At 35.2% G+C, this 19,906-nt stretch carries 15 protein-coding genes; 2 read left to right on the top strand and 13 right to left on the bottom strand.

Annotated elements, in window-relative coordinates; all coding sequences use genetic code 11:
* From FEU33_RS11680 to FEU33_RS11695, 4 genes are all read right to left on the bottom strand, one after another.
* Nucleotides 1-906, bottom strand: a complete 906-nt coding sequence (locus FEU33_RS11680; RefSeq protein WP_146549538.1) for a chemotaxis protein — start codon at nucleotides 904-906, stop codon at nucleotides 1-3.
* Between the two features lie 696 nt (nucleotides 907-1,602).
* Nucleotides 1,603-2,472, bottom strand: a complete 870-nt coding sequence (locus tag FEU33_RS11685) for an NAD(P)-dependent oxidoreductase (RefSeq protein ID WP_186731390.1) — start codon at nucleotides 2,470-2,472, stop codon at nucleotides 1,603-1,605.
* 727 nt (nucleotides 2,473-3,199) lie between these two features.
* Nucleotides 3,200-3,397, bottom strand: a complete 198-nt coding sequence (locus tag FEU33_RS11690) for an aspartyl-phosphate phosphatase Spo0E family protein (RefSeq protein ID WP_146549539.1) — start codon at nucleotides 3,395-3,397, stop codon at nucleotides 3,200-3,202.
* Between the two features lie 91 nt (nucleotides 3,398-3,488).
* Nucleotides 3,489-3,677 (bottom strand): hypothetical protein, encoded by a 189-nt coding sequence (locus FEU33_RS11695; RefSeq protein WP_146549540.1) that lies wholly within the window; start codon nucleotides 3,675-3,677, stop codon nucleotides 3,489-3,491.
* A gap of 124 nt (nucleotides 3,678-3,801) precedes the next feature.
* Here FEU33_RS11695 and FEU33_RS11700 point away from each other — a divergent pair, with 124 nt between their 5' ends.
* The gene (locus tag FEU33_RS11700; RefSeq protein ID WP_146549541.1) at nucleotides 3,802-3,993 is read left to right on the top strand and encodes a YkvS family protein; all 192 of its coding nucleotides are present in this window, start codon (nucleotides 3,802-3,804) and stop codon (nucleotides 3,991-3,993) included.
* Between the two features lie 354 nt (nucleotides 3,994-4,347).
* Here the strand turns inward: FEU33_RS11700 and FEU33_RS11705 are convergent, their stop codons facing one another.
* The gene (locus FEU33_RS11705; RefSeq protein ID WP_146549542.1) at nucleotides 4,348-4,794 is read right to left on the bottom strand and encodes a MarR family winged helix-turn-helix transcriptional regulator; all 447 of its coding nucleotides are present in this window, start codon (nucleotides 4,792-4,794) and stop codon (nucleotides 4,348-4,350) included.
* 81 nt (nucleotides 4,795-4,875) lie between these two features.
* Entirely contained in the window at nucleotides 4,876-6,348 is a 1,473-nt protein-coding gene (locus FEU33_RS11710; RefSeq protein ID WP_186731391.1) for an ATP-binding protein, read from the bottom strand.
* Between the two features lie 265 nt (nucleotides 6,349-6,613).
* Here FEU33_RS11710 and FEU33_RS11715 point away from each other — a divergent pair, with 265 nt between their 5' ends.
* The gene (locus FEU33_RS11715) at nucleotides 6,614-8,365 is read left to right on the top strand and encodes a B12-binding domain-containing radical SAM protein (protein ID WP_146549544.1); all 1,752 of its coding nucleotides are present in this window, start codon (nucleotides 6,614-6,616) and stop codon (nucleotides 8,363-8,365) included.
* A 170-nt stretch (nucleotides 8,366-8,535) separates the two neighbouring features.
* Here FEU33_RS11715 and FEU33_RS11720 read toward each other — a convergent pair whose 3' ends face one another.
* The 7 genes from FEU33_RS11720 to FEU33_RS11750 all read right to left on the bottom strand — a co-directional run bounded on the left by FEU33_RS11720 (nucleotide 8,536) and on the right by FEU33_RS11750 (nucleotide 19,743).
* The gene (locus tag FEU33_RS11720) at nucleotides 8,536-9,885 is read right to left on the bottom strand and encodes a TrkH family potassium uptake protein (RefSeq protein WP_146549545.1); all 1,350 of its coding nucleotides are present in this window, start codon (nucleotides 9,883-9,885) and stop codon (nucleotides 8,536-8,538) included.
* A 292-nt stretch (nucleotides 9,886-10,177) separates the two neighbouring features.
* Complete coding sequence (locus FEU33_RS11725) at nucleotides 10,178-10,963, bottom strand: TerC family protein (protein WP_146549546.1); 786 nt, start codon at nucleotides 10,961-10,963, stop codon at nucleotides 10,178-10,180.
* A 350-nt stretch (nucleotides 10,964-11,313) separates the two neighbouring features.
* Nucleotides 11,314-12,399 carry an SDR family oxidoreductase gene (locus FEU33_RS11730; protein ID WP_146549547.1) on the bottom strand — a complete coding sequence of 362 codons (1,086 nt, stop codon included), beginning with the start codon at nucleotides 12,397-12,399 and terminating at the stop codon, nucleotides 11,314-11,316.
* Nucleotides 12,400-12,741: 342 nt separating this feature from the next.
* Entirely contained in the window at nucleotides 12,742-14,316 is a 1,575-nt protein-coding gene (locus FEU33_RS11735; protein ID WP_146549548.1) for a peptide chain release factor 3, read from the bottom strand.
* Between the two features lie 349 nt (nucleotides 14,317-14,665).
* Complete coding sequence (locus tag FEU33_RS11740; protein ID WP_146549549.1) at nucleotides 14,666-17,056, bottom strand: LysM peptidoglycan-binding domain-containing protein; 2,391 nt, start codon at nucleotides 17,054-17,056, stop codon at nucleotides 14,666-14,668.
* 132 nt (nucleotides 17,057-17,188) lie between these two features.
* Nucleotides 17,189-18,670, bottom strand: a complete 1,482-nt coding sequence (locus FEU33_RS11745; RefSeq protein ID WP_146549550.1) for a UDP-N-acetylmuramoyl-L-alanyl-D-glutamate--2,6-diaminopimelate ligase — start codon at nucleotides 18,668-18,670, stop codon at nucleotides 17,189-17,191.
* Nucleotides 18,671-18,687: 17 nt separating this feature from the next.
* Complete coding sequence (locus FEU33_RS11750; protein ID WP_146549551.1) at nucleotides 18,688-19,743, bottom strand: M42 family metallopeptidase; 1,056 nt, start codon at nucleotides 19,741-19,743, stop codon at nucleotides 18,688-18,690.
* Nucleotides 19,744-19,906: the final 163 nt, after the last annotated feature.

A 19,906-nucleotide genomic window follows, 5' to 3' on the forward strand; every position in this document is an offset into this window, starting at 1 on the left:
TTACAGAATATATTCATCTACTTTTAAAATTAGTTCCGCAATCTCTGGCTTACTGATTTGATCTTCAGCCCCTACTTCTTCACCTTTATGTCGTAAATCATCCGTAATTAAGCTTGAAAAGATGATGACCGGTAATTTTTTCAAGACTGGGTTTGATTTCACCTGTTTGGTTAGATGATGGCCATCCATTTGAGGCATTTCAATATCTGTTACCATTAATTGAACGTATTGACTAATATCATCTGTTTTTTCGGCAATGCTTAATAGATAGTCTAATGCATCTTTCCCATTTTCAAAAAACTCAACATTTTCATATCCTGCCTCGAGCATCGTATCATGCAATAGTTTTCGTAATAACGGCGAATCCTCCGCAATGACAATTCTCTTTTCTGAACGTTCTCGTTTACCTAATTTCTTCACAGATGCTACATTAATACCTGAATCAGGATTAATATCAACCATGATTTTTTCAAAATCTAATAATAACAACATGCTATCTTCTCGCTTGATAACACCAATTACTTGTGAATTACCGCCTTGATACATGTCTGATGGTTTTTCAATTTGATCCCATGAGAATCGATGAATTTGTGTAACATTATCCACGTGAAAAACAACCCGCTGTTTATTAAATTCTGCAACAATGTACTTTTGTTGTTCACTGTAGGATGAATTCACTAATCCCAAAACTTTTTTCATATCTACTACTGGTAATACTTCACCACGTAATTGGATAATCCCTTCAACATGTGGATGTGCATGTGGAAGAAAAGTCACTGGTATTGGTTGAATGATTTCTTTCACTTTAATAACATTGATACCAAATTTATTTGAGCCGACTTCAAATTCGACAATTTCAAGTTCATTTGTGCCGCTTTCTAGTAATATCCCTTTATTTTCATTCATTCAGTCAACCTCCCAAAATATTACTACTTTATCACTTCAATTGTATCATAATTGTAAGATTAGTCACATAACAATTCGTGACATTCGTACGAACTATTGCTTAAAGTGAAATTTCGCATAGTAAGTTTTTTCTTCATTTCATCCCTCACTGTGTATAAGTTAAACTGATCGGATTTTTACCAGGCAGCGAATCCCTCTATTACCTTCTGCTTACTGCATATGTCTTGAAGTGAACGACTTTACTGTCTGTTAATAAATGATGAAAAAACAGGCGTGTTGATTATCCAATTTAATCCATAAAAATAGGGGGATTTGTTGATTTCCTCTCCGGCTTGCTCGCTTTCCTGCGGGCGAATGCTGAGCCTCCTCGCTACGCTGCGGGGTCTCATCTATTCGCTTTTCCCGCGGGAGTCGAGCAAGCCTCCGCTCCAATCTATATAAATGGTCTTAAAAATACAGAGTTTTTCAAAGATTACACCGAATATGTATTCCTAATTTTTGTAAAATAAACACGTGTGATGAAAAAACATACTAATGATTACTGAAAAATACGATATTCTGCTTACAATCCCAAATAGTTCTTTCGTAATAGTTTCATAGATATATCGTAAACATGGATGATTTCACTCTACTTATAGCAAATGAGGTGAAGTCTATCTATCATCTATCAACCATATTCAAAAAACTCCTCTTCAATTATTCGTAATAATTAATCAACGCTTGTGTTCCGTTATTATCATATCCTTTAGCAGATAGCTCATCATACATTTGTTTTGCTAGTGCGAGACCCGGTAATTCAAGTTGCATAAGCTCTGCTTCTTGCAAAGCGATCCGCATATCTTTGATAAAATGTTTAATATAAAAGCCAGGCTCTAAATCTCCCTTTACCATACGAGGTGCTAGATTACTTAATGACCAAGATCCGGCTGCCCCTGCTGATATAGATGCTAAAACCTTGTCAATATCTAATCCGGCCTTCTTACCATAAGCAATTGCTTCACAAACACCGATCATATTCGTTGCAATAGCAATTTGGTTACACATTTTTGTGTGCTGTCCTGCTCCTGCTTGTCCTTGGTAGACGATGTTCTTTCCAAACGTTTGGAGAAGAGGTAAGACTTTTTCAAATACATTTTTTTCTCCTCCAACCATTATGGATAATGTACCGTTTTGGGCACCTATATCGCCTCCAGATACAGGGGCATCTAAAGCGTCCAATTGCAAAGCTTTAGCATGGTCTGCAATTTTCTTCGCCAATGTTGGTTGTGAAGTTGTCATATCGATAACAATTGATCGAGGCTTAGCCATCGCAAATATGCCCTTATTGCCAAAATATACATCCTCTACATCTTTTGGATAGCCAACCATTGTAAAGATGATATCTGAGTTCTTAGCCACTTCTCCAGCAGTACTGTACCATTCGGCGCCCAATTCGATCAATGGCTCTGCTTTCGCCTTTGTACGAGAATAAATATGTACACTATATCCTGCCTTCAATAAATGCTTAACAATGCTTGCTCCCATTACTCCTGTACCAATAAATCCTATTGACCAATTGCTTATCATCGAAAAACCTCCTATCAATTACACCTCCAGCTATCCAGCATCCGGATTTTTCCGAGCAGACTCAGAAAAATCCTTTTCAAAAATTCGTGACATCCTCTGGAGGCTTTATCTTGATTCAGCAGGCGTTTGTACACTCGCTGAATTACGAAAAACAAGCATTCATCTCACCACCCATAGAGGGGGAATCTTCCATACCTGTCGCTACTCTTTCGATACATAAAACATTCGCTGAATCAAGATAAAATGTTATCCACATTGTACCAGAATTTTTAGGTTCTATGTTAAATGTAGAGCCTAAAAATATTTATAGTGCCGATTCTCTTCCCAACGACCGCAGCCCAGTTTTATAGGCTTTTAACGGATCTATGTACTTGTTGAAATAAACATATGTATAACTTTAAAAAATTTATCCGTTTACAACAAATTTGGGAGCCTTCTGTACCTGCCGCTCCCGCTTTTGATACAAAATCCTGCCACTATGTTCTCGTCGCATAAAACATTTGCTGAATCAAGATAAACATACCTAGCTTTTTTATCAAGGACAGATTTTAATGTTGCCCTTTTTTATTTTTATCCTCAAAAAAAGCAGATACAAATGTATCTGCTAAAGAAAGGGGGAAATGAGAATGTTGCTATACTCTTTATTACTATTTCACCCTTTTAAATATTTATACTTAATTTTTTTAATTAGACTATCCATTTTAAATTATTTTAGAACGGCTCATTTTCATTGTTTGATCAACTCGATATTTCTAGAATACTCCTTCTTTGTATCATGGTTATTTTGCATTTGGTAAGCATTTAATAATTGATCGAGCTTTTTACTTAAGCGGATGGTTTCAACATTTGAAAAACCGTTCTCAATACCAGAGCGAATCATTTTCTCTCTTGTCTTCTCCAACTTTTTTAAGATGGATTCAGTCATACACCATCCTCCTTTCAGCAAAATTCATGTACATTATTATACTATTATTCCCACATTTTTGGAGATGAAAGTTCCGACATTATTCGACATATCAACTTCTAGCCTTTTCTAAGTAAACGTACACGATATTGCCTCCTTGATGAGCAATCCCTCGAAAATGCTTGAAATCTTCTCTTTCAACTAAAGCTTCTCTTAAAGCATAAAAATCATGCTTATCAACTTCTAATTCTTTGATCGTACCATTCTTTAGATCTTCAAGTTTTTTTTCGTACTCATTCATATTGAATAACTTCCTTTTCCTATATTGTCAAAAATAAAAATAAAATTCTCCACATATAATACTTTACGAACGAACAATTTTAAGGCAAACTGTAAAGTATTAGTGGACGAAGGGGCTGAACTATATGAAAATAGCTGAAGTTGGAAATATTATTGAATTTGGTGATGGTCTTCAAGGTATTGTTGAAAAAGTGAATGAGAACTCCGTTATCGTTAATCTCACCTACATGGAAAACTTCAACCAATTAGATATGGAAGAAAAAACTGTAGTAAATCATAAGCGCTATCGGATTTTAGCAAATACCGCCGAAAAATAGCAAATAAATTTCCTATTATACATATCACTGCGCATTTACGAGTGCTGTTTAATTCGAAATATTGCTAAAATTTAAGTCTGCTACCCATTCAACATCAACAAGGGTAGCTTTTCTTATGAAGTACATAATATTTTCTCATAGCTGACCTTGTATATAATATCACTGCTATTCCTATTATTACCACTTAAATGGTTTTTAAACCAAAACTTTTTATTTAGGATTTTCACGTTTATACTCACATATTTGCCTCAATTTTTCCTAGTGGACATGCTGACTATTCTCACCAGTCAAGTATTCCTATAGAAAAAAGCGAGTGATGTCTTTTCAATTCATCACTCGTTTTTCACGCATACACTAATACGATAAATCCTTAATCGATAATCCTAATTTTTTTAGTAATTTTATCGCTTGATCTTTTTCTTCAGAAGATAAGGCATTTGTTAACTCGTGCAGTTGCTGTTCATGTTTTGGAAAAAGCTCGTCCATAAATTTTGCACCCTCATCTGTTATCTCCGCATATGTAATACGACGATCCGATGGACAAGAAACCCGAACTAAATAACCACGTTTCTCTAATTTATCAATCACATACGTAATAGAACCACTTGCCAACAATATTTTGCTACCAATTTTTTGAAGCGGTTGACGGCCTTTATGGTAAAGTAATTCCAGCACTGCAAATTCAGTCGGATTTAAGCCATTATCTTGGAAAAATTGATTTGTGCATTCATTAATAGCTTTATTTGCCCTTGAAAGTACTATAAATAATTTTAACGATTGTTTCACTTCTTCTGATGCCATAATATTCATCCTCTATATTGATTATCTTAATTTAAAATCATTATAGCGATACTTCAGAAGCTTTGTCAAAAATGCTTTTTCCTATACTGGATAATAAAGATTACGTTGAACCTGTAATTCAGGAATATTAATTTTATGATCCTCTGCAACTTGGCTCTTTTTATTTTTTATAACAAGAGGAAATACAAGTTCAAACGTAGTTCCTTCCCCTTCTTTACTTGTCGCAAATATTTCGCCGTTATGTTCCTCTACTGTTTTTATCACAAAAGGCAGACCTAATCCAGTTCCCTTTGGCTTTGTTGTATAAAATGGTAAAAAGATATTTTGTAATTGTTGCTCAGACATCCCTGTCCCTTCATCTTTAATAGATATTGTTACTTGGTTTTGATAATCTATATATCGATGAATCGTAATATTACCTCCAGTAGACATCACTTCAATCGCGTTCTTTAACAAATTAATGAATACTTGTTTCATTTTATTTTTGTTTCCTAAAATAGAATCATTACCAAATATATTTTCTTCATACAAAATATGAACATCCTGCATCAATGCTTGAGGTCTCATTAACTCTAACGTTTGTTCAATCAGTTCACCAATAGAAAAAATGTGCATTTCATACTCTCCAGGTTTTGATAGATTTAAGAATTCATTGACAATATTTTCGATTCTCTGAATTTCACTATCGATAACAGATAAATAGCGTTTATTCTCATCGGTTGCTGTCATTTTCATCAAATCTGTAAATCCTTTCAGAGAAGTCATAGGATTCTTAATCTCATGCGCTATACTTGCTGCCATTTCACCTATCATTTGAAGGGTTTGCTGATGCTCGATTTGTTTAATCATCATTATTTTTTCTGTTTCATCTCGTATAATGGTTAAATGGATATCAGCTAAACTGTCATAATTACTCATTAATTGTACATAGCGAATACCATTTTTGGTAGGAACCTGAACCGTTACTTCCGCATTCCCACCATTCAACAACTTATGAAAGAATCGATGAATTTTATTTCTATCTTTCGGGAATAGTGTTAATAATATGCTTGAATATTGACCTATCAATCCTTTACTTGTAATATTAAGAAGTTTTTCGGCCACTTCATTAATTTCGATAACTTTACCTTCTACATCTGTTAATACGAGTCCATTTTCAGTTTGATCAAATACACGTTGATATTTTGTTTCAATGTCATAGTGTTTTTCAATTTTAATAGGTGCTTCTGAATAATGAAAACATAGTAAAATCCAATCGTATACATCTGAATAGTGACTAGTTACTTTCATATCCTCAATTCTATAGTTTATCGTATCGATCGTCATTTTCTCAGCTATATACGAATGACTTTTAGACTTTTCAATTATTCTTTTCCAAGTTTTATAAGATTCTTTATTAAACCAACTACTAATATTGATATCTTCCTCTATTTGTAATAGATTTTGAGCTAATTCATTTGCATGCAAAACATGGTACCTATGATCCACGATTACTATTGGTTCTTCACAATCTTCAAACGAAAAATCAAAAGCTTGAAAAAATTTCCTAGTCATGAGATACTCACCAAGCCCTTCTTGTTTTATCAACATTATATGAATCTTGTCCAAAAACTATGACAATTCTTTTTTACTTCATTATAATAACATTATCTCTGCTATTATTTGTTCTAATATTCAGATTATTCCACAATTTACTTTTATTTAGAATAGGTATTTTTGCTTAATGTGTAATGTAACTATAAGTTAAATACTATTCTAATAGTTCCATGTAAATTATTCAATAAATTTCCATGAAAAATTTTTAAAAGGAGCTTTTTCGATGAATATCATTCTTACAACATTAAACGCCAAATATATCCATACAAATCTTGCTATCCGCTATTTAAAGGCCTATGCAAAGCCTGAATACAATATTATTTTAGCTGAATATACGATTAAGGATCCTTCCTTTCATATTGTATCTGACCTTTATCAAAAGAAACCGGATATCGTCGGATTCAGCTGCTATATTTGGAATATTGAAGAGACAATTCGAGTGATTCGTATGCTTAAAAAAGTAAGTCCACATACAAAAATTGTACTAGGAGGTCCAGAAGTTTCTTATGATGTACACGATTGGCTTCATCGTATAAAAGAGGTCGATTGCATTGTTATGGGCGAGGGAGAATTGTCATTTAAACAATTACTTTATTATTTTCATGGCCTTCTTCCACTAGAAAAAGTGCCGGGCATTGCCTATCTAAAAAATAATAAAGTCATCGTTCACCCTGCTGCTCCTAAAATCGATCTTCGCGACATGCCAAGTCCTTTCCGTTTTGAAGAAGATATACCACATATTCCAAAACGTATTGCTTATATCGAAACAAGTCGAGGTTGCCCATTTAACTGTCAATTTTGTCTATCTTCAATTGAAGTAGGAGTACGTTATTTTAACCGAGAGAAAATTAAAGAAGATATCCGCTATTTGATGAATCATGGAGTCCGAACAGTAAAATTTGTCGACCGAACATTTAATATCAGTAGAAGCTATGCAATGGAAATGTTCCAATTCCTAATAGATGAACATAAGCCAGGAGTCGTCTTTCAATTTGAGATTACCGCGGATATTATGAGACCTGAAGTCATTCAATTTTTAAATGACAATGCACCAAAAGGATTATTCCGCTTTGAAATCGGTGTCCAATCGACAAATGACGCCACAAATGATCTAGTGAAACGGAGACAAAATTTTGCAAAATTATCTCGAACTGTCCATATGGTGAAAGAAGGAGGTAAAATCGACCAACATCTTGATCTGATAGCGGGATTGCCAGAAGAAGATTATACAAGATTCCGCAAAACTTTTAATGATGTATTTGCGATGAGACCCGAAGAACTTCAATTAGGCTTTCTAAAGTTATTACGAGGTACAGGACTCCGTTTACAAGCAAAACAATTTGGATATCAATATGTCGATATAGCACCATATGAGATTTTTGCTAATCATGTATTATCTTTTGATGATATCCTGCATATCAAACAAACAGAAGATATATTGGAGAAATACTGGAACGATCATCGCATGGATGGCACGATCGAGTTTTTAGTAACCGAAGTATTTGAAACGCCTTTCGACTTTTTCCAAGAGTTTGGAACATACTGGGATGAGCAAGGTTGGTCTCGCATTGGTCATCAACTTGAAGATCTGTTCACTCGCTTATTAAGCTTCCTGGAACAACGTGGCAATGCGCCAATCGATATTGTCATGAGTTTAATGCAGCTTGATTATTTAAAGGCACAGCAATTCCAGCCTCGCAAAATTTGGTGGCAAAATCGAGCCCCTAAAAATGCAGTAAAAGTAATTTTCAAAACATTACAGGAAAACCCTGAAATTGCCGGGAAGCCCTTCGCCGATATGAATCTTTCTGAAAAAGATCTATATAAGCATACATTACTAACCCCATTCAATATTGATTTTAGTGCTTATCAAAATGGAGAAATAAAAAGACAAAAGGGTTATTTACTTACTTTCTTCCGTAAAAACGGTTCACCTTACTTTGCTACAATTGCTACTGAAGCGATATTGGCTTAATCATTTATGGAGTATGATAAAGGCAGTGGACAAGCCCTTTTGGTACACCATTCATTGAATGTCTTCACCTCATAAAGTCTGTCGCGTTAGTTGATCCATATATGAATAAAAAGAGGAAAAAGGGATTTGTAGAAAATTTCCCTTTTTCCCCTTTTTAAATTTTCATTCAACTATCCAATAATCACTCGTTCTTTTGGATAATGGAAATTTGTCTTTTCAGGTTTACCCCCAATGGAATACAAGAACGAAATGATCCCTACACGACCTACAAACATTAAAATCATTATGGTTATTTTTCCAATGACTGATAAATGTTCTGTTAAACCAAGTGACATCCCACAAGTACCAAATGCTGATGTAATTTCAAATAAGATCTGCATGGATGTCGCGTGGGGCTCTGATAAAGACAAAATCATTGTCGCTAGAACCACCAAGAAAGAGGATAGAATAATCACTACATATGATCGATATACATCAATTACATGAATTTCACGATGGAAAATTTGAATATCTTGTTTGTTTCTAGCAAAGTTAATCAAGAACAGAACTGCAATTGCAAAAGTAGTTGTCCGAATACCTCCACCTACAGAGCTAGGCGATGCACCGATAAACATAAGAATACTCAAAAAAATATTTGTTGCATCATTAAAACTTGTCACATCGACTGTCGTAAGCCCCGCCGAACGTGCAGAAACCGAATGGAACATCGCTGTAAACAATGCCTCATGCCAGCTCATTCCTTTAAAAGCATGGAAAGATTCCAATAGTAAAATGACTAAAAAACCAACTACAAATAACAATGCATAAGTGGATGTTGTTATTTTAGTAAACAAAGAAAATTTAAAATATTGATTTTTGTTTGATAGAAAATTTTTCACTTCGATTAACACAGGAAAACCAATTGAACCTAGCGCAATCATAATCATATTGATCAGTTGAACAAAATAATCATGGTGAAATGATTTTAAAGAATTCCCTGTAATATCAAAACCACCATTTGTAGTAGCTGAAATCGCTGCAAATACACCATTGTAGAATGCTTCTTGGAATGTATCAAAATACTGTGTAAAATACAACGTTAAAATGGTTGCGCCAATAATCTCGATGGTCAATAAAATTTTGATAATCTCTTTGATTAAATGGACGACACCTGAAAGATTATATTGGTTATGATCTACCATGATTAGTTGTCTTTCACGCAGTCCAATTTTTTTCCCTAATAAGAGCCATGTAAAGGTTCCCAATGACATAATTCCAATGGCCCCGAATTGCATAATGACTGACAGCATGACAATGCCAAATACAGAATATGTTTCAGAAACATTAACCACTGTTAATCCCGTTACACTTACCGCGCTAACAGCTGTAAACAAACTATCTAATAATGAAACATGTACACCTTCTTTATGTACACCTGGTAATATTAGAAGAATAAATGATAGAGCTATAGCGACGAAATAGTAAGAAACGATCGCTTGAAATGGCGTTGAACGCTTATTTAAATCTTTAGCTGTACCCATAATATCGATCCTTTCACCTTGAACCCAGCATACCAACTATTGTATTGAAAAATGAGCAAAAAAGAAAGAGCATTAGACTATTTGTCATATTTCATCATCTTCACCATATTCTATAATTTTTCCCCAGATTCAATAAAAAAATCCTCTCCGAAAAAATTAATGGATTGGATTCTCTCAATATTTATTCTTTTAGCCCTCTTTTATCCCTCGTTAACAGGCAGTATGTCCCCTGCGCCAAAACTCTGGTAACAAGCAGATAATAAAGTGAAACTCCAATGTGCGAAGTTTCACTTTATTTTTTTACTGGTCTTACGTCCTCTATCTTAGACTTTTTCTTGCTGCGTATACTTGTGAAATAACCACCAAGCGCTAATAATACTAAAACGCTCCAGAATATACTTTTCCAAAGTACTGAGTGTGGGAAATGTTCATCTAAAAAGCCGACTTTAGGATGCGCTAAGGTCATCACAGTCAGTTTCACACCTACCCAGCCGACGATTAAGAATGCAGCTGTTTCAAGGGATGGATATGATTGTAATAGGCGTACAAACCATTGCGCAGCAAATCGCATAATGATTAAACCAATAATACCTCCTAAGAACATTACTAAAAACTGTCCGCCATTGATGCCACCGATATGGAAGTTACCTAGTTGTGGCAAAGTCACCGCAAGTGCAACTGCCGCCAACATCGAATCAATAGCAAAGGCCAAATCTGCTAATTCTACTTTTACAACTGTAGCCCAGAAACCAGATGCTTTTTTCTCCTTCTCTGGTTCTTGCTCACCGTCTTTATGTTTTCGCACCTCATAAATATGCTTGCAGCAGATAAACAATAGGTAAGCGGCCCCAATCGCCTGTACCCACCACCAGTTAACCAAAAATGTGATCAAGAACAGCGCTCCGAAGCGCAATACAAACGCACCTAATAAACCATAAAACAACGCCTTTTTCTGTTCTGTTCGTGGTAAATGTTTTACCATAACTGCCATAACTACAGCATTATCAGCGGCTAATAATCCTTCCAAAACAATAAGTACTAATAATACCCAACCATATTCCAATAATATCGTTTCCATCCATTTTCCTCCTTTTTATTCAAAAAATAAAAGACCTCTGCCTATAAAGGCAAAGGTCTCGCTTAGCAATTGTTAAAAGTAATCTTGCTCTCATAACCGATGACAGTTAAGCCATGTAATGACGATTATGAGGTAGGTTTCCCTATAGCTACTCCCCTTTGACAACCATGTCAAAAGTATTTATCTGTAAACCTAGTATATCGGATAATAACCTAAAAGTAAACTAAAATATCAGGCACTTTGATTAGAAAAAAATCAGGATGACCATAATAATTTCCTATTGTTCATTTATATGGCCGGAAGCAAAGGGTGCTCGAATCCTCTAAAATATATACCCATTGTGTAAAATTTTACTTTATTTCGATTTGATGATTCTTGTCATTTTTATATTCCTTATAATACTTGACAATAGTCGGAATGATGCTGATAAAATCTGGACACTTAATGCCTGAACCTTTTAACAAAGTAGTTGCAACTGTTGTGTCGAAGCTAGCATTCCATGTTAGATAGTCTAACGCCTCATGTTCCACACCCAGTCTTTTACGGATCGTATATATACTTAGCGATGCTTGCGCAAGATTTAAGGGAATACGTCCTTTCGGTGTTCTACCTGTAATTTCTTTCACAAATGCACGATACACTTCTTGTACTGGATGAGGATTTGGATCTGTTAGATGTAAGGTTGCCCCTCTCGCTTCCTCTAACTCACTTAAATATAGGGATGCACGATATATATAATCCACAGGAACTATGTTGATTCGGGCATCTGATTGGCCTATATAAGGTAATATAGGTAGCTTTTTCAGTCTATCGATCATATTAAGTAGAAAATAAGGTCCATCAAATTTAATCGTTTCCCCCGTTTGTGAATCTCCACAAACGATACCTGGTCGAATAATCGTTACTGGTAGATGATCTTTCAGCTTATCAACCAATAATTCTGCTTCGAACTTTGTTTCCTCATAGAAGTTTTTAAAATTGTCTGGAGCAGTAAGTTCTGTTTCCAACAAATTTCCTTTACGAGTTCCCGCAACATATGCAGTACTAAAATAAATATACCGTTTTAAATGTGGTAAATCTTCAACAAAAAGATTCATCATCTCCGTACCATGGACATTGACTTTCCAGGCAATTGGCCGTGGTACCGCTAAATCATAAATAGCCGCTAAATGCCACACAACCTCCACCTGATCTTGTAACATAATAACCGTCTCATCATTTAAATCTAATTGTGGTAAAGTAATATCCCCCTCTATTATTACAATCTCTTTATCCGGAAATTGCGATAGAATTTCTTCCTTTTCCTGTTCCGCTTTTTCCAATTGAGTGGCTAAAACAATCGTATAAACTCGCTCATAATGATCATTTGTAAACCCCTCGCTGATAATTCTGCTTGCAATAAACCCCGGAAACCCTGTCAAAAAAGCTGTTGTCATTCATTTACCTTCTTTCTATCTATTTGAAATCAGAATGGCGACATATTTACATCCGTTTATCATAATTTTATCAATATATATGCGTTGTTATATGGTTTTAACTTAATCTTTACAAATCTTCAATAAAGCTTAATGAAAAAAGAGCACAAAATACTGCAATAGTTTAACAGCATTCTGTGCTCCTCACATAGGGATGGTATTTCTTTGAGATTTTCAACAGAGTTTATTCCATAAGTCACTTTTTCTTAAGAAACAACAAATATTTTTATGGTTTATATTTTGTTGAAGAGCCTAAGAAAAGGATAGTTACCCTTTATAGTTTCTCTTCAAACGCTTAGATGATTAAAGTAAACTATACAATTTAATATCTGGATTTTTATCATGGAACCAGCGCATTGCAAATTCATTTTCAAATAGGAATACAAGATTATCAAATCGGTCATGCACTAGTACGCTTCGTTGACTTGACATGGATTCCTTGACATCTTCCTCATTTTCGACCCAACGAGCTATCTTATTGCCGATTGGCTCCATGCGTACTTCAACATTGTATTCGTTTTTCATACGATTTTCGAACACTTCAAATTGTAATTGACCAACAGCACCAAGAATAATATCTTCGGTGTGCAATGTTTTGTAATATTGAATTGCCCCTTCTTGTACAAGCTGCTCGATTCCTTTATGAAAGTGTTTTGATTTCATTACATTTTTCGCTGTTACTCGAACAAATAATTCAGGTGTAAACTGTGGCAACTTTTCAAATTGGAATGTTTTCTTACCACCCACAATAGTGTCCCCGATTTGATAGTTACCAGTATCATATAACCCAATAATATCGCCTGCAACAGCTTCATCCACTGTTTCACGATCATCCGCTAAAAATCTTGTCGATTGCGTAACTTTAAAGGACTTGTTGGTACGTGTTAAAGTCACATTCATACCCCGCTCAAATTTACCTGAAACAATACGTACAAAAGCGATACGATCACGGTGTGCTGGATTCATATTGGCTTGGATTTTAAACACGAACCCTGAAAATTCATCTTCTAAAGGGTCTACCGTATTCCCATCTTCTGTTAAACGTGGTTGCGGTGTTGGCGCAAATTGTAAATACGTTTCTAAAAATGTTTGAACACCAAAGTTTGTTAAAGCAGAACCAAAGAAGACAGGTGTAAGTTTTCCTTCAATAATCTGTTCCCTTGAAAAGTCATTTCCAGCTTCATTTAAAAGTGCAATATCATCCATTGCTTGTGAATAATAAGATGTTTTTTTCATATCATGCTCAACAGCAAGTTCCCCATTTTCATCTAACGGCAAGAAACGATTTTCCTCTTCTGTACGGAATTGTTCGATACGATGATTGTATCGATCATAAATGCCAAGGAACTCTTTTCCCATACCGATTGGCCAATTCATCGCATAGGCTTGAATCCCCAAAACTTCTTCTAATTCTTCAATTAGCTCTAACGGTTCTTTCCCTTGGCGGTCTAATTTGTTGATAAAAGTGAAAATAGGTATGCCACGCATACTACAAACTTTAAATAGTTTTAGTGTTTGTGCTTCAATCCCCTTTGCAGCATCGATAATCATGACTGCACTATCTACAGCCATCAAGGTACGATACGTATCTTCGGAGAAATCTTGGTGTCCAGGTGTATCTAAAATATTGACGCGACAGCCATTATAGTCAAATTGCATAACAGATGACGTTACAGAAATCCCACGTTGCTTTTCGATTTCCATCCAGTCAGATGTTGCAAATTTCCCGGTTTTTTTGGCTTTTACAGTACCCGCATCACGAATGGCACCACCAAAGTATAATAATTTTTCAGTCATTGTCGTTTTACCAGCATCCGGGTGAGAAATGATGGCAAACGTACGACGTGTTAATATATCTTGTTCTAGCTTCGAGCTCATGTTTTTTCTAACTCCTCTATAAAATTCTGATTTTATATAAGTAAAACTTCATACAATGGTAAATCATCTTCCTCTCCCACTGTATGTTCGTTAAACCATTTGGCATCTACAGGCAGTCGATCTCGCTGTTTGATTCTCTTTCTTACTAAAAGCTCTTAAAAGGATCTTATTGTCTGTTCATGCGATATAAAATATCTAACTGGTAGCTTTTTCTACACTGGCTATCACATTCCTCACTATTTTAAATGTCGATTTATCTATTTTGAACAATTATTTTCAACTTCAAAACTTAACCTTTCAATTATAACAAAAAAAGTGGGGATCGTAATACCCCCACTTTCTAAGAATACTATTTTTTTACGATAAGTTTTTGCCCGACATAAATCAAATCGGATTTTAAGTTATTCCATGTTTTTAGATTGGCTACTGATACACCATATACTTTGCCAATAACTGATAAAGAATCACCACTTTTAACAGTATAATTCTTTGCCCCTGTCGATTTTGTTGTAACCGTTGAAGCAGTTACAACCTTTTTCTTGTTTTCGATTTTTATTTTTTGCCCAATGTAAATCGTGTCTGTTTTTAAATGATTCCATGTTTTTAAATCAGCAATCGAGACATTGTATACTTTTGCGATAACATACAATGAATCACCCTGTTGAACTTTATAAGTAATGGTTGAGCTAGTTGAACTAGATGACACAGGCGTACTGGTTTTACTTTTCGTTGTTGTCTTTGTAGTGGATGCAGTTTTACTTACATATAATTTTTGGCCTACATAGATCAGATCGGATTTTAAGTTATTCCATTTTTTTAAATTGGATACAGTCGTTTTGTACTTTTGAGCTATCCCAGATAGTGTATCACCTTTTACCACTTTGTATGTTTTGCTATTTGTTGTAGTGGATACGCTTGCTGTTTTTACAGGCGTTTTTGTATTATTGGTTGTTGTCGTTGTTTTACTTACATATAATTTTTGGCCTACATAGATCAAGTCGGATTTTAAGTTATTCCACTTCTTTAAATTAGCCACGGTCGTTTTGTATTTTTGGGCTATCCCAGATAGTGTATCACCTTTTACCACTTTATATGTTTTGCTACTTGTTGTAGTGGATGAACCAGATGTTTTTACAGGCGTTTTTGTATTATTAGTTGTTGTCGTTGTTTTAGTTACGTATAATTTTTGGCCTACATAGATCAAGTCGGATTTTAAGTTATTCCACTTCTTTAAATTAGCCACGGTCGTTTTGTATTTTTGGGCTATCCCAGATAGTGTATCACCTTTTACCACTTTATATGTTTTGCTACTTGTTGTAGTGGATGAACCAGATGTTTTTACAGGCGTTTTTGTATTATTAGTTGTTGTCGTTGTTTTAGTTACGTATAATTTTTGGCCTACATAGATCAGATCGGATTTTAAGTTATTCCACTTCTTTAAATTAGCCACGGTCGTTTTATATTTTTGGGCTATCTCAGATAATGTATCACCTTTTACCACTTTGTATGTTTTGCTACTTGTTGTATTGGTTGTAATAGGTGTATTGTTGGATGTCGGCACTACCACTTGAGAGGATTTGCTGACTATTATCTTTTGTCCTACATAGATCAAATCAGATGTTAAACCATTCCATGCCTTCAAATTTGACACAGTCGTATTGAACTTTTGAGCGATTTTGGATAATGTATCTCCAGAAACAATTATGTAAGTATTTTTGGATGTATCATTCGAACTAGTTGATGGTTTAGTTGAACCTGTAGGAGTTTCATCACCAGATGTATCAGTTTCAGGATTACCAGTATCGTACTTCGTTAAATTATAGGTTTCGATTAAATTGTTCAACTTTGTCGCATAAAGCGTATCAGTAGCATATGTACCTGTTAATGCAGCTGTGGCATCTCGATAAGATCTTGTATTAACGACCCAAACGTTTTTATAAAAAGCATGATTCCAAGAAAGGCCATTCTTTATGAGATTCACATAATCCTGTAATGATTGTTGATAGGATGGATACTTTCTAAATTTAGCATTTATTTGAGAATAATGCCCTGTACCATCGTCCTCTAAAGTAGGCATCAGAACATAATTTCCGTTATATGTACCTTTCATACCAAACAAATTATAATTAGGTGCTGATGCTAAACTACTTGTCCCATAAGCGCTCTCTAAAGTTGCCTGTGCAATCATTACTGATGCATATAAGCCATTTTGAGAGGCTAAAGTACGAGCAATCGGCGCTATCCCGTTAATAAAAGAATTGACAGAAAAAGTCCCCACACTCGTTACTTTTGCTAAAACTTTAACACTTTGCTGTGGTGCAGAAACTTCTTTTTCTTCTACATTTTGCTTATAAATAGATGTAGGTTGAAGATTGGGTTGTTGGATTGTTGGATCTGAATCTGCTTGTTTTTCTGTGCTATTAGAAGCATTATTCGGATCAACTATACTTTCTTCTTTTGGATCATCTTTAGCAGTTGGTGTTGGTGTTTTCTGTTCCTCAACTGCATTTTCATCTTTGGGAACTGGTGTTCCAGCTTCTGATTCCATCTCTGAACTAGTATCTGATTGCTTCTGCTCTACATTCGTTATTTCCTGTTTATGAATAGTATCATTTTCAGCAGCTAAGGAAATAGTAGGAATGGTAGTAGTCGTAATTACCGCTGACATACCTGCGATTAATAGTTTATTGGTTTTATTTTTCTTTTCCATATTAAAGTTACTATAAACTAATAGTTTCATTTTTCTCCCTTCTTTTTCTATGATACTTGTATCATATCACTTTCCTATTAACTATTAATCTATATCCTCTAAAAAACATAAAAAAATACTAAAAATGTAAAACAGCCGTAATGTTTGTAGCATTTGAAATAATTATTTATTAGGAATATTGAACTTTTTCTTTGCTGCTTCTAGTGCAATTTCAGCATCACTATGTGGGTATTTAGTATTCTCTATAATTTGATAATCTTCATGTCCCTTACCAGCGAAAATAATCATATCCCCCTGCTCAGCTACTTTGACTGCATAACGTACTGCCTCTGCACGGTCACCAATACATTTATATTGATCATGTTGCATTCCCTTTTCAAGGTCATTCATAATACTCTCGTAATCTTCGTAGCGTGGATCATCTGTTGTTAGAACGACATAATCTGCACGCGAAGCTTCTTTTGCCATATCTGGGCGTTTTGATTTGTCACGGTTACCCCCTGTACCAATTAGGAAAATCAATTTATTTTTTTTATAAGGCATGGCTGCTGTAATAGCTTTTTCAATAGCATCTGGTGTATGGGCATAATCGATAAAAATACTAATTGGAAAATCTTTTGGTGAAACCTGTTGCATACGTCCTTTTACCGGTTCCATCGCTTCTAATTGCTCAATAATATCCTTAATACCATAGCCTTTACAATATAGTGCCGCCGTTGCAGCTAAGGCATTATATACATTAAATTCTCCCAATAAATGCAGTTGTACTGGAAATGTCCCTTCTGGCGTTACCATATCAAAATAGGTCATATGATCATGATATTGACAATTTACTCCTCTGAACATTGCTTCTTCACTGTTAATACCATACGTCCAAATTGGGAAGGGAGTTAATCCAGCATATTTTTTAGACCAAGGATCATCCGCATTTAATACAGCATGCTTATCTTTTTCTAAATCTTGTCCAAGCTGAGAGAATAAAAGACCTTTTGCATTTCCGTAGTTCTCCATAGTACCATGGAAATCTAAATGATCATGTGTTAAGTTCGTAAAGATAGCTACATCAAAATCAACGCCTGCTACTCTTCCTAGTACAAGCCCATGTGAGGAAACTTCCATAACCATTCCTCGGCAACCTTCTGCTCTTGCCCGGAAAATCATTTGTTGTGTCGATAATGCGTCACTTGTCGTATTACCTGAGGCATACATAATACCATTAAGATTAAAGCCAATCGTACCTTTCAAAGCCGAGCGGATCCCGAAGCCTAGCAAAATCCTTTCAATCATTGTTGCCACACTCGTTTTACCATTTGTACCGGTTACTCCGAACATCGTCATATCCTTTGACGGATAATCAAAAAATTTAGCCGCCAATAATCCAAGTGCTCTATTTGTATCTCTAACAATGACTTGGGTAACTTCACCTTGTAAATCTAGTGGTCGTTCTGTAACCACAACAATCGCACCATTATCCACGGCTTTTTGCGCAAAGTCATGACCGTCTACTGTATAACCTTTTATACAGACAAAGATACTTTTTGGTTGAACACTGCGAGAATCGATCGCAATATCTTTAATATTGTCAGGTAAATTACCAATAACTTTTTTCATTGGTAAACATTGTAGTAATTGTGTTGCTTGCATAGTAATTGTTCCTCCTATTATTCATCAATCATAGATGATGTGACGTACGCAAGCAGTAATGCAGCTGTGTTGCGTAGCGAATCTACATGAGTTCTTTCATAGGCATGAGATGACTCAATACCAGCACCAAACAAAGCATGGCGTACATCATAACCAGCTCGAATAGCAGCAGACGCGTCCGAGCCATAATACGGATAGATATCAAGTTTATAATCTATTCCATTTGCTTTTGCGAGTGAAACTAATTGATGTGTCAATGCATAATGATATGGACCGCTCGAGTCTTTTGCGCAAATTGAAACCGTATACTCATCAGAGGCTTGTCCATCGCCAATTGCCCCCATGTCAACCGCAATATATTCTACAACCTGATCAGGAATACTTGCATTGCCACCATAACCTATTTCCTCGTTATTTGAGATATAGAAATGAGTCGTATACGGTAATTCTATTTTTTCTTTTTTTAAGGTCTTTAACAATTGAAGTAATAAAGCGGTACTTGCTTTGTCATCAAGATGACGAGATTTGACAAATCCTGTTTCTGTTACTTCAAATCTTGGATCAAATGATACAAAATCGCCTACTTCAATGCCAATGTTTCTCGTATCATTAGCATTTAAAACTTTTTCATCTACTCTTACCTCTATATGTTCATCATTTCGAGGTAGTTCTCCTGCCTTTTTGTAGACATGTACAGAAGTTTCGTGCATCAAGATAGTGCCCCGAACTTTTTTTCCGGATGCAGTATGAATGGTACAATATTCCCCCTCAACCGCATTCCAATTAAATCCACCAACCATCGATAATTTTAGTCGTCCACTTGGTTTAATATCTTTGACTATTGCACCAAGCGTATCCACATGTGCCGTTAGCAATCGATGACGCTCATCGTTTTTACCTGGAATCGTCACGATTAGTGCCCCTTTGTTGGTTTGTTTAAATTGTACACCCAATTCTTTTAAGAAACCTGATATAAATTTCATAATATCCATTGTGTAACCTGATGGACTCGCGATATTCGCTAATTTTCCCAATAATTTGACTGTTTCTTCTTCATTAGAAATGCTTGTCATTCTATAAGCCCCCCAACTATTCTTTTCATAATATCAAACTATGACAATTTACGACAACAGTAATTCATATATGATGGTATTAGTATACTATCCGAGGTGTCTTTGTGGAGCATTCTTACTTAAGAAAAAGTCAATTTTGCTATCGATCCTAACAGCTATTGTT

It is taken from the genome of Rummeliibacillus suwonensis (assembly GCF_007896435.1).
Classification (GTDB): domain Bacteria; phylum Bacillota; class Bacilli; order Bacillales_A; family Planococcaceae; genus Rummeliibacillus; species Rummeliibacillus suwonensis.